At 69.0% G+C, this 11843-nt stretch carries 9 protein-coding genes and 1 pseudogene; 1 reads left to right on the forward strand and 9 read right to left on the reverse strand.

Annotated elements, in window-relative coordinates:
• Positions 1–10 precede the first annotated feature (10 nt).
• The 3 genes and pseudogenes from ACZ7CF_RS37790 to ACZ7CF_RS37800 form a co-directional block, all read right to left on the reverse strand.
• A pseudogene (locus tag ACZ7CF_RS37790) lies at positions 11–184 on the reverse strand (Lsr2 dimerization domain-containing protein); the annotation flags it as partial.
• A gap of 177 nt (positions 185–361) precedes the next feature.
• On the reverse strand, positions 362–2653 hold the full coding sequence (locus tag ACZ7CF_RS37795) for a tetratricopeptide repeat protein (RefSeq protein ID WP_470372077.1): 2292 nt from the start codon (positions 2651–2653) through the stop codon (positions 362–364).
• Positions 2654–3444: 791 nt separating this feature from the next.
• A complete protein-coding gene (locus ACZ7CF_RS37800; RefSeq protein WP_360400025.1) occupies positions 3445–3654 on the reverse strand; it encodes a hypothetical protein in 210 nt (69 codons plus the stop codon).
• A gap of 176 nt (positions 3655–3830) precedes the next feature.
• Here ACZ7CF_RS37800 and ACZ7CF_RS37805 point away from each other — a divergent pair, with 176 nt between their 5' ends.
• Entirely contained in the window at positions 3831–4706 is an 876-nt protein-coding gene (locus tag ACZ7CF_RS37805) for an SAM-dependent methyltransferase (RefSeq protein WP_360400022.1), read from the forward strand.
• Positions 4707–4746: 40 nt separating this feature from the next.
• On the opposite strand, the gene ACZ7CF_RS37810 is transcribed toward ACZ7CF_RS37805, so the two are convergent.
• The 6 genes from ACZ7CF_RS37810 to ACZ7CF_RS37835 form a co-directional block, all read right to left on the reverse strand.
• Entirely contained in the window at positions 4747–5334 is a 588-nt protein-coding gene (locus ACZ7CF_RS37810) for a hypothetical protein (protein ID WP_360400019.1), read from the reverse strand.
• Positions 5335–5486: 152 nt separating this feature from the next.
• On the reverse strand, positions 5487–6941 hold the full coding sequence (locus ACZ7CF_RS37815) for a pyridoxal phosphate-dependent decarboxylase family protein (protein WP_470372078.1): 1455 nt from the start codon (positions 6939–6941) through the stop codon (positions 5487–5489).
• Positions 6938–9055: a molybdopterin-containing oxidoreductase family protein gene (locus ACZ7CF_RS37820; RefSeq protein WP_470372079.1), complete on the reverse strand. Its 2118-nt coding sequence runs from the start codon at positions 9053–9055 to the stop codon at positions 6938–6940. The genes ACZ7CF_RS37815 and ACZ7CF_RS37820 overlap by 4 nt, the downstream gene beginning before the upstream one ends.
• 9 nt (positions 9056–9064) lie before the next feature.
• A complete protein-coding gene (gene dapF, locus ACZ7CF_RS37825) occupies positions 9065–9928 on the reverse strand; it encodes a diaminopimelate epimerase (protein WP_360400010.1) in 864 nt (287 codons plus the stop codon).
• A gap of 5 nt (positions 9929–9933) precedes the next feature.
• Positions 9934–10641, reverse strand: coding sequence for a 2OG-Fe dioxygenase family protein (locus ACZ7CF_RS37830; protein WP_360400007.1), 708 nt, complete (start codon positions 10639–10641; stop codon positions 9934–9936).
• A gap of 40 nt (positions 10642–10681) precedes the next feature.
• Positions 10682–11707, reverse strand: a complete 1026-nt coding sequence (locus tag ACZ7CF_RS37835) for an iron-containing redox enzyme family protein (protein ID WP_470372080.1) — start codon at positions 11705–11707, stop codon at positions 10682–10684.
• Positions 11708–11843: the final 136 nt, after the last annotated feature.

Consider the following 11843-nt stretch of genomic DNA (forward strand, 5'->3'; position numbering starts at 1 on the left):
ACCGACTTTTTCGACGTGCCTTTGTGACGTACTCCCGCAGCAACGCACGCAGCGTGTCGGCGTTGTAGCCGTTCAGATCGATCAAGTAGGTGACGCCGTCGAGGCCGAACTGCACGGTCTCGATGTCGTCCGCGGTGGTGCCGTCCAGGTCGTCGGTCAGCTGGACGAGGAATTCATGCGCCATTCATCGGCTCGCAATGTTCGACGAGTGATCGGCGGTCTGCTCGAAGTTAGCAGTCGCTCGAGCTGCTCGCGAACCTTCCCGCATGGTGAGCACGCTGGTTGTGCGCAGCGTTTGTGCCGCATGTGGTCCGCGATGCCTCGTCGATGAACCCGCGGGTCTCGCAACCCCAGGAAGCCGCTACGGCCTGTTGTGAGCGGGGCTCGTTGCGGTGGTGTGAGTCCGAGGGAACGGCTGGGACTGCGAGATCTCCCGTTGCACGAACCTCGTGAGATCAAGGTCCAAACTCTGGCTGCTTTCGTCTGCGGCGAGTGCGGCGTCCAGTGCGGCTTGAGCCTTTGCTCGATTGCCGGCATGCGCCCAGATGACGGCCAAGTCGACCAGATCGATCACGACGGTGGGGTGCTCGGCGCCGAATTCCCGAGTGCGGTCGAGGACAACTCCTTCAAGTTGCTGCGCCGCCTCATCGGGGTTTCCGGTCCGCCAGAACCATCGTGCGATGACTCCCCGCGTCGAGAGGGTGTGTGGATGATTATCTCCAAGCACTCGCGCCCGGTTTTCCAAGACCGCTCGCAGGGCGGCTACTGCTCCGACCGGATCCCCGGCCATTCCTCGCCAGTGCGCGTAGTTGTGGGCAGCGGTCAGCGTCGCGGCGTGGTCCTCGCCCAGCACCCGGCGCAGGTCGGGTAGCAGTTCCCGATATGCGGAGACCGCGGCACACGGATAGCCGGCCTCACCGTAGAAGCGGGCAGCGTTGCCCCTTGCCGTGAGCGTGAGGAGGTCGTCCTCTCCCAGTTCAGCGATGAAATCGGGCACCATGGCCACGAAATCGAACAGTGCGCCGTGTGGGTCGTCCGCCTGTCCACGCCAGTGTGCGAGATCGCTGCGTGCCTCCAAGACGGCCCGGCTTGTTCCACCCTTTGCACGCACGACGTCGGACAACAAGGTTTCCATCTGTTCGACCGCCTGCGTGGGATACCCGGCCTCGCCGGTCCACCGCGCCAGGTACTTCCGTGCTTGCAAGGTGGCTGGGGCATCTTGCCCGAGGAGACGTTCGGCGGACGCCGTCAAGCTGAGGAACGCTGTACGCGCAGCCACCACTCCACCGTTGTGCCCCAGGCTGATTGCCGCTCGAAACAGCACCTCACGGCAGGAGCACCGCCAGAGCAACTCTCCTGTCGACGCTGCGAGTGCATCTGTGTTCGCCCTCAACGACTGCCCGAGCACTGCGTCTTTGAACTCCTCCGGCCACACCTCCACCAACGCCTTTGCGCCGGCATGAGTGAGTTCTTCGAGCTGTTCGGTTGTGATCGTGTCCCTGGTGACCCGCTGAACCAGTCTGTGCACCCGGACGGCCTGGTCATCCGGGTTGCGGGCGGAGCTGATCAAGCTCAACCTGTGCAGGCACCACAACCCGTCACGGCTTTCCTCAGCGCTCACCCGGCGGCCTGCCGACCGTGTCAACCACTCCAGCACGGACGGCGTGGAGAAGACGTCGAGCGGAATGCCGTTGGGATCGAGGAGACTCGCCACCATCAACAACGGCCTGGCAAGTCCGGCAGGAACCAGCTGGTCGGCGAGTTCGACGGACAAGGACCAGGTAGCTGCGACGGTTCGCTGGTGCCCATCGGGCAGATGTTCGCGATCGGGGAACAGCGTCGCGAGTGTCCGTTGCCTGTCCGCGAACCGGGCGCGGTAGCGATCACAGGGAAGATTGAGGTCGACCATGTATGCGCTCGCTTGCGCGAGCGCCAGTGGTAGGTGCCCCAGATCAGGCCCCAACTCCGCAGCTTCGGACAGGAGGTGCGTGTGGTCTTCCAGCGCGCTTTCCAGATAGGACAGCGACTCCGCAGGGTGGAAAACTCCGATGTTGATCAGTTTGCGCCCATCGCCTCGAATCGCCGCATCGGTTCGCCGGGTGGTGACCACCGTGCGTCCGTTCGGCGATTTGGGAGGCCAGAGCCGATTCAAGTCGGTTGGACGCATCACGTCGTCCAGCACGACGAGCCACCGCGCGCTCGTGCGAGCCAGCCATTCCCACAGTCGGACCGCGCCTCGTTCGAGGTCGACGTCCTCGATACCGGTGAGATCGCGGGCGAGAGACGCGTAAGCGCTCACCACCGCGTCCCTGGAGTCAGCGGTAACCCATACGAGCAGGTCCACCTGCCCTGCCTCCCACGCACGTTCGGCATGGTCGAGCGCTAGTTGTGTCTTGCCCACGCCACCAAGACCGGTCAACACGATCGTCCGTGTCTCCGGTTCCACTGGCAGCTCCACCTGGCGCGGCTGGAAGAAGCCCGCCCTCACAGGAGAAGCTCCCGCCCGGTGCGGCAATTCGACCACCTGTTGCGGGCGCTGGTTCATGTGCACGTCGCCGTTGATCGTGCCGGCCATCAACGTCTGGCCATGCACATCGCCGCCCACCACGTTATGAGTGTGACGGTCGCCCAAGTCGTCCATCTCGCTGAACACCCCGATTTTGGTTTGATCAAAGCTACGAAGTTTAGGCAGGTCCGTAATTCCACATGACAAGAGGTGGCGGGTGCTGCCTCGGAACTCTTGGGCCTGCGGTGACAGCAAAGCGGTATAGCAGCCGAACGGGTGATGTATCAGCTATAAATAGCATTCGGTAACGGCGCACTGACCTGCACAGATCGTCGGCAACCACGCACTCGATGGGCCAGCGTCGGGCAGTACCGGGACCATGGCGCGAGAACGAGCGAAGAAGCAGCCCAGACACGGTTCAGCCACGGCGACGCGAATCTTTGTGGTGAGAGCGCTAACGCTGCAACTACGTGGGTTGGGCTGCGGTCGTGGTAACGGCGGTCGTCGCGATCACACTGACTGTTCCCGCGTTGCCGTTGCAGCGGGGCAGGCTATCCGGCTGGAGCAACGGCACGACCGTCCTGACATGTCACGAACTCCGGCGGCTGGTTGACCCGCGGGCAAGATGTTCTGCACAGCCAACCGCCTGTTCGGCACACCTGAGCGGCAGGTATACCTCTGCCGACGACCATCATCGGCCAGGACGGTGCCGACTCTGCTGCGGAGTTGTAGTGGCACTCGACATGAACGTCGCATATGGAACCTGAGTTCGCCACGCCCTGGTGTGCGGCGGTGGCCTGGCCTGAGCCCTGAACTTCGATCACGACTGTCTCCGTCCCGGCGACTGGGGCTCCTCGACGGACACGGGCGAGGCGGGTGACGAACGCCGGGGTTGGTCACCGATCCCGGCCGCGTCGCTGACGCGTTCCCCGGCTCGCTCACGCGCACCGTGCCGACATCGGTGAGCTCGGCACCACGACCTCGCGGTAGTCCTCCTCCGGCAACTCGTCGGTGTACTCGCGGTAGACCGGGTTGACTTGCTCCTCCACCGGGTCGAAGGCAACGCCCCCGGCTTCGAGCAACGTGAGCAGCGCGGGAGCGGCGTCCTCGCCCACCGTCCGGACCCACTCGCGCCGTTCGATCTTCATGAACCACCTCCTGCCCGTCGGACAACACGGACAAAGCCTGTTCCGGGTGATCATCCGGTACCGCCGGTGTGCCAGAATCTCCTGCAGCGCCGTGAAGTCGTACCGGTGTGGAATCGGCAGCGAGCCGCTGCGGTCCACAGTGGAGTCAGGTCCGCGCAGTACCCGGAGGAGTTGACGTGCCCGAGTCGAACGACGAGCCCTTCCCGTTGCCGGGCGTCGACCTGACGCGACCGAGCGTCGCCCGGATCTACGACTACTACCTCGGCGGGACCACCAACTGGGAGGTCGACCGGCAGTTCGCCGAACGCGTCCTGCGCGACTACCCGGTGATCAGGTCGGTCGCGTACGCCAACCGGATGTTCCAGCGCAGGGTGGTGCGGCACCTCGTCCGGCTGGGCATCCGCCAGTTCATCGACATCGGGTCCGGGGTGCCCACAATGGGGCACGTGCACGAGGTGGGCGAGCAGGTCGCGCCGGGTGAGGTGCGGGTCGCCTACGTCGACCACGAGCCGGTGGCCGTCGACCACGCGAACCTGCTGCTCCAAGAGCACGGTGACCCGAGCCGGCACGCGGCCGTCCACGCGGACCTGCGCGACCCGGACCGGGTCTGGTCGCGGATCTCGGACACCGGGGTGATCGACCTGCGGGAACCGGTGGCGGTGCTCCTCATGGCGGTGCTGCACATCCAGCAACCACCCGCACCGGGCAGCGGCGACACCGAGGACCTCGGCCCCCGCCTCGTCGCCACCTACCGCGACCTGCTCGTGCCGGGGTCGTACCTCTCCCTGTCCCACGTCACCGACACGGAGGTCTCACCGCGCAGCGCCGCGATGCTGGGCGAGCTGAAGAGCATGTACGCGAACTCGGTCAGCCCGGCCATCTTCCGCGACCGCCGGGAGGTCACCGCCCTCTTCGGGGACTTCACCCTCCTGGAGCCCGGCGTCACCTGGGCGCCCGACTGGCATCCGGAGGAGGCGAGCGAGCACGACCAGGTGGTGGACTTCAGCGATCCGAGCGGGTCGCTGCTCCTGGTCGGCACCGCTCGGAAGTGACGCGCCGGACCGGAGTGGGCCGGTCCGGCGCCGAAGCCGGTCAGCCGGGGCGACGGGCCGTGCGCCACATCGGTTGGAGCAGTTCCTGGCCGTCGAGGACGACCGGCGGACCGAGCGGCGTGTAGTCGCGGGCACCGAAGAAGCCCACCAGCCGCTTGCTCGACGCTTCGCCGTAGGCGTCGCGGCCCAGCTCGTCCAGGACCTGGTGGTGGTGGTTCAGCAGCAGGGTGGCCGCACCGTTGTTCTGCTCGGTCGGGCGCACGGCGAGGTAGGCGCCGTAGTAGTGGGACTGGTGCGGGTGCGCGGAGAGGAAGGCCGCCTCGAACCGGGCGAACCGTTCGAAGTACGGACCGGTGAGGTCCCTGAGCCAGCTCTCCCGTTCCGGCGTCGGCTCTGGCTCGACCGCGTGGTCGAACGCGACGAGGGCGGCGGACAGGTCCGGGAGGGTGTAGACCACACCGCAGGCGATGGCGTCCCGAACCTCCCGTTCGAGGTAGTGCGGACCGATCTTCCACCAGTCCTCCAGGTCGTCCACCAGCCAGCCGGTGAGGTCCAGGTCGCGGAACGACTCCGTGATGAGTTCGCCGAGCGCCGGAGCGTCCGACTCTGTCGCGAGCACGATCTGCATGGCAGAACTCCTAGGTGAAAACCGGGCGGCCGGTGGGGACCGCCGCGCGGTGCATCGTCACAGCGGGCACGGTCGGCCCGCTGACCCGTCCACGACCTCCTGCCCGAGCGCGCTCGGAGGTCCGTCCGCCGGCGCACACCGCCCTGGGCGGCTCACCGGGACTCCACCAGCCCTGTTTCTTCCGCCGCGACGGCGACGACCTGGTCGAGCAGGGAGCGGTAGTCGGCGCCCGAGGCGTTCGGGTGCAGGAGGGTGAGCTTGAGCCACAGCTTCCGCTGACCGTCCACCGCGTCCGGAAGTGCGGCCCGCCCCACGATCGCGGTCCCCCTGGCCAGCAGCTCACGCCGGACGCGGCCGACGAGCGCGTCCCCCGCGGCGATCGGCAGGTCGTCGAGGACGGTCGGCCGGAAGAGCACGGTGGACAAGGACGGGCTCTGCCACAACCTCAGGTCGGACCGGCAGTCGATCTCCGCCGCGACCTCCCGCGCGGTCGCGCAGCAGTGCTCGACCAGGCGACCGAGCCCGTTGGTGCCCAGCGCCATCAGCGTGACCGCCATCCGGAACGCGTCCGCGCGCCGCGAGGTCCAGATCGACCTGCCGAGCAGGTCCGGCAGGCCGGCGTCGACGTCGTCGGAGGCGTTGATGTAGTCGGCGCTGATCGTCAGCGCACCGAGGTCCGCCGCGTTGCGGGTCGCGAGGAGACCGGCCGCGATGGACTGCCAGCCGAACTTGTGCATGTCCAGCGTCACCGAGTCCGCCAGCTCGACGCCGTGCAGGTGCCGGCTCCACTCCTCGCTGCACAGCGCGAGCCCGCCGTAGGCCGCGTCCACGTGCAGGCGCACCCCGAACCGGCGGCACATCCCGGCGATCTGGTGGAGCGGGTCGATCCGGCCGGTGTTGGTGGTGCCCGCCGTGGCGACGACGAGGGTGGCCGGGCCGAGCCGCTCCAGAGCGGCCTCCAGTGCCGCCGGGACCATCCGGTCGTCCTCGCAGGCGACGACGACCGGGGTGGGCAGTCCGAGGAGCCAGGCCGCCCTCGTCACGCTGTGGTGGGCGTTCGCGCCGCACACCACCTGGAGGCCGGCACCGAGCAGGGTGCGCGCGAGGAGCAGCGCCAGGAGGTTCGACTCGGTTCCGCCGGAGGTCACCACGGCGTCGGGGGAGGGCTCGGCCGGGTAGCAGAGCCCGGCGATGCCCGCGGTGAAGTCCCGCTCGATCTCACTGGCCATCGGCGCCAGCTCCCACACGTCCATGGACGGGTTGAGCGCGCTCGCCACGACGTCCGCGGCGACGGACACCGCCAGCGACGAGCAGACCAGGTGGGCCGCGCAGTGCGGGTGGGCGGGATCGGCGGAGCCCAGGCCGAGGAGCCTGCTCATCTCCTCCAGCGCGCGTTCCTCGCCGATGCCCTCGAGGGGCAGGCGGCCCGTTCCGCCGCCGGCTGCCGCGAGGGCGGCCGAGACGACGGCGGGCCCTCCCGCCGGCAGCGGGCCGCCGCGTTCGAGGATGCCGGCCTCCATGCCGCGCAGGGCCACCCCGAGCAGGGCGCCCAACTGCTCGGCGCCCTGCGGTCCGCTCGCCAGCTGGACACCGTTGTGTGCGCTCATGTCGACGCTCCTCCTCGAATCTGCGCTGCCGGGACCTCGACGGCTTCGACCGAGACCCGGTTGTCGTGGAACACCGCTCCACCACCCATGTCCGCATCCCGTTCGTCCACCGTGGCGTTGACCGTCGCGCCGCCGGTGAGCTTGAGCCAATGGCCTTTGGTGGTGCTGAGGACACCGCGGCGGACCCGTGCGTCGACCAGCACGTCCGCGGTGAACTCACCGCGGCTGTTGAACACCCTCACGCGGGTGCCGGTGGCGAGCCCGTGCGCGAGGGCGTCGTCGGGGTGCACGACCACGGTCGGCGAGCCCGCTCTCCTCCGCAGTTCGTCGTTGTTGCCGAAGATCGTGTTGATGGCGAAGTGCGACGCGCCCGCTATGAGCACGAACGGATGGCGTGCGGCCATCTCGTCGTCCACGACCTCCAGCGGCGGGGTGTAGCCCGGCATCGGGTCGAGGCCGTCGGCGGCCGCCGTGGCCGAGACGAACTCGAACTTCCCCGAGGGGGTGGGGAACCCGTGCTCGAACGGTGCGAGCGGGCTGGGGTAGTTGAGCCGGGCCCACCCGCCGGCCCGCAGCCCGTCGAGCGTGATCCCGTGCAGCGAGGGGTGGTCGGAGTCGAGGAGCTGCTCGGCGAGCCGTTCGTCGGAGTCGTAGAGGCTGGGCTCGTGCAACCCCATCCGCGCGGCCAGGTCGCGGAAGGTGTCCGTGGTCGACCTGCATTCGCCCGGCGGCTCGACGGCACGTTCGTTCCACGCGAGGTAGAGGTGGCCGTACGCGTCCATCAGGTCCGTGTGCTCGTGCTGCATCGTCGCGGGCAGGACCAGGTCGGCGTAGTCGACGGTGTCGGTCGGGAAGTGTTCGACGACCACCGTGTACAGGTCCTTTCTGGACAGACCCGCGCGGACCCGGTTCTGGTCGCTGGTGCTGACCACCGGGTTGGCGCCGTACACGACCAGCCCCATCACCGGCGGGTCGCTCGCCTCCAGCAGCCCCTCGGCGAGCCGCGTCATCGACAGCGTGCGCACCGCTTTCGGGCGCAGGTCGTCGCGGAACAGCGCCTCGCGGTTGCCGCCGAAGTAGGTGTCGGTGGAGAACATCAGCCCACCGCCGGGCCGGTGCCAGTCGCCCGTGACCGCGGGGATGCAGGCGAGCGTCCGCAGCGTCGCGCCCGCACCGGCGTGCCGTTGAACCCCCTGGGAGGTGCGGATCGCGGTGGGCCTGGTGCGCGCGATCCGCTCACCCAGGTCCCGGATCTGCTCCGCGGGGACACCGGTGATGGACGCGGCGCGTTCCGGCGTGAAGGCCAGCACGCGTTCGCGGAAGTCCTCCCAGCCGAAGCAGTACCGCGACAGGAAGTCGTCGTCCTCCCGGCCACTCGCGACGATGACGTGCATCAGGCCGAGTGCGAGCGCGCCGTCGGTCCCGGGCATCGGCGCCAGGTGCTCGTCCGCGGCGGCCGCGGTCCGCGTGCGCATCGGGTCGATGGCGACGACGTGACCACCGTTCTTGCGGCCCGCCTCGATGAACCTCCAGAGGTGGTGCCCCGACGTCAACGTGTTCGTGCCCCACAGCAGGGTCAGCTTGGAGAGCGCGAAGTCCTCCGGGTCCATGCCCCTGCTGGTGCCCAGCGCGTACGTCAACCCGGTCAGGCCCGCGATCGAGCAGATCGTCATGTCGTGGTGGGACGCGCCGAGCACGTTCCACAACCTGGTGCCCGCTCGCCCCTGCACCCCCTGCAGGTACCCGAGCGCACCGGTGCCCTGGTAGGGCCACAGCGCCTCACCGCCGTGCTCGTCGACGATGCGGGAGAGGCGGTCGGCCATCTCGTCCAGCGCCTCGTCCCACCCGATCCGCTCGAACCGGCCCTCGCCCTTCGCCCCCACCCGGCGCATCGGGTGCAGGATCCGGTCCCGGTGCGAGGCCTGCTCCAGGTAGCGGTTCACCTTGACGCACAGGGTGCCCCTGGTGACCGGGTGCTCCCGGTTGCCGCGCAGCCCGGTCGCCACCCCGTTCTCCACGGTGACCAGCCAGCTGCAGCAGTCGGGGCAGTCGAGCGGGCACGCTCCGGCGACCTCGCTCGTGGCGCTGGTGATGGGCAGGTTCTGGCGTGGCACGACACTCCCTCAGGACGGTTGCAGTTCTTCCAGCCGCGAGGTGAGGCCGGCTGCCACCCGGCCCGTGGCGACGTGCTCGACCTCACCGGTCATGAGCACGGAGCCCCGGCGGTCGAACCGCGCGGTGAAGGCACCGCCGCTCATGACCACCTCGACCCGGTCCCCGACCAGGCCGAGGCGGCGTGCGGCCGCGGCGGCCGCGCAGCCACCGCTGCCGGAGGCCAGCACGCGGCCGGCGCCCCGTTCCCACACCACCACGCCGAGCACGTCCTGGCCGAAGACTGCGGCGAACTCGACGTTCACCCTGCCGGGAAACCGCGGGTGCGCGGACAGCAGGGGACCGACCGAGTCGGCCAGTTGATCGTCCACAGCGGACAGGACCAGCACCGCGTGCGGGTTGCCGTTGTTCAGCGCGGTGACCTGCCACCGGCCGCCGCCGACCTCGATCGGCACGTCCACGGCCTCACCGGCGCAGCCCAGCACGGGCACCGCCTGCGCGGAGAAGTCCGGGCGGCCGAGCTCGATCGACACGATCCCGGCGTCCACGTCGTCGACGAAGACCGTGGACGTGCAGAACCCCGTGTCCACGACCAGCTGCCGCGTCCCGTGCCGGCGCGCGTGTTCCAGTGCGAACGCGCGCAACCCGTTCGCACTCCGCTCGCACGCCGAACCGTCGGCGTTGTGGATGCGCACCTCGACCACGCCCGCCGCGGCCGGTCGTCCCAACGGTCCGAACACCACCCCGTCAGCGCCGACCCCGAAGTGGCGGTCGCACAGGACGCGTGCGGCGAGCGGACCCGCGGCCACGCCGTCCTGCGGCTCGACGAGCAGGTAGTCGTTGCCCATCGCGTGGTACTTGGTGAACGCCACCATGCCGGTCAGTCCGCCGCGGCACCGGACGGGGCGTCGGCGAGCGCCTGCGCGTCGTGCTCGTCGCCGTACCACTTCCGGCTCCACCGGGAGAACGCCGCGATGAAGATGTCCCTGTTGGCCGGGCGGCCGTCGATCGACTCCACGTCCGTGACGTCGTGCTGGATGGCCCGGTCGTCGAGCAGGACCGCCTGCCCCTCCTCGATGGTGCCGCTCCAGAAGGGTTCGTCCGCACCCGGCTTCCACAGCCTGGTCAGCGCGCCCCCGACGTTGGCCCGCCGGAGCACGCCGATCATCACGTAGTCGTGGCCGTCGTGGTGCACGCCCTCCGGGGTGAGCGGCGCGGTCACCGCGCTGGTCGCCTGCGACCGGTTCTGGTGCAGGTTGATCGACCAGTCCTCGGAGAGGTCGAGCGGGAACCCCTGCACGCCCGCGCGGAGCAGGTCGGTGAAGTCGGCCTCGACCGGCTCGTACCGGCGCCGGATACCGCCCGCCACCGGGTTGAACTTGACGAAGGTCGTGTAGTCGCGCTGCGGCAGCAGCTCGAACGAGCAACCGGAGTCCTGGTCCTGGGACAGCCGGTACTGGCAGAACCGCTTGAACCTCGTGCCGTGACCCATGTACTCGTCGACCGGCAGGTCGTCGTAGCTCGCCAGCAGCTCGGTTGACGCCGCCGGGAGGTCGATGATGCTGAAGCCTGCTTCGTTGAGTGCCACGTCCGGGAACCCCTTCCTCGTGAAGATGCGGGACGGCCGCTCACCCGGCGGTCGTGAGCCTCGCGGACAGGTCCACTTCGGACATGCGCTCGTCGAGGTAGCGCTGCGACGAGTTCAGCCGCCACAGCGTGCCGCGGGCGATCCCCCTGCGCATGGCCGGTGACGTGGCCGCGGGTTTGATGACGTTGTGGAACCAGCCGGCGGCGTGCTGGGCGTCCACGGTGATGTGCAGGCGGTGGTAGACGATGCCCACGTCCGGCAGGCCGAGCCGCTCCCAGGCGTGCACCACCTGGACGAAGCGGTCGGGGACCAGCCACTCGGTCATGCCGAGGAAACCGACCGCCTCCGGGTAGCTGGAGCGGTAGCGGCACAGCATGACCGCGAGGTTGCCGGACAGCAGCGCGTTGGCGGTGAGGGCGCTCTCCAGCTCGTCGTCGGTGATGTCGAAGACCTCGAAGATCTGCTTGAACAGGTGGGTGTGGACCTCCGCCGGGTTCCCGTTGCCCATCTCGTCCCAGAAGTTCCGCGCGATCTCCATCTTGGCCGGACCGTTCGTGCCCACCTGCATCAGCGCGAGGAGGTCGTCGAAACGCCCGTCGATCACCGACTCCTGGATCATGTAACGGCGGATCGCCTCCGCGTCGGCGTGGTCGCGGATGAAGTCGGTGTAGTACGGGTGCTTGAAGACGGTGTGCCCCCGCGCCAGCTTCTTCAGCCACGACACGAACTCGGCGGGGTCCGCGGGCGCGTCGTCGAGCGATCCCGCTTCGATCCGCGCGTCCTCCGCCGCCGCGGTCGCCCGCTCCAGCGAGCGCGTCACCCGGTGCACCGCGGTGGAACCCTCGGCAGACGGTTCACCGGGCGCCACCCGCAGCTGCATGCCGTAGATCCGCGACAGCAGGAGCTGCTGCCGGTAGAACATCTCCCGGTCACCGGCGGCGGCTCGGCTGTTGAGCTCGTGGACCGCACCGAGCACCCGTTCCAGCTCCACCGGGTGCACCAGCCGGTCGACCTCGTCCGCGGGCCGGCCGAGCCACTCCGACACCCGCTCCACTGCATCGCTCACTGGAAACCCTTTCCGGAGGCCAGGTCTGAACGACTGCGAGTGTCCCTCCGGTGTAGACGGAGCTCGACCGCCGTCCCAAGCGAGGACAGAGAATCACCCGCACAGGCCGGAGTGGTGTGCCGCACACCCCGACTGC

The organism is Lentzea sp. NPDC036955 (assembly GCF_055608005.1).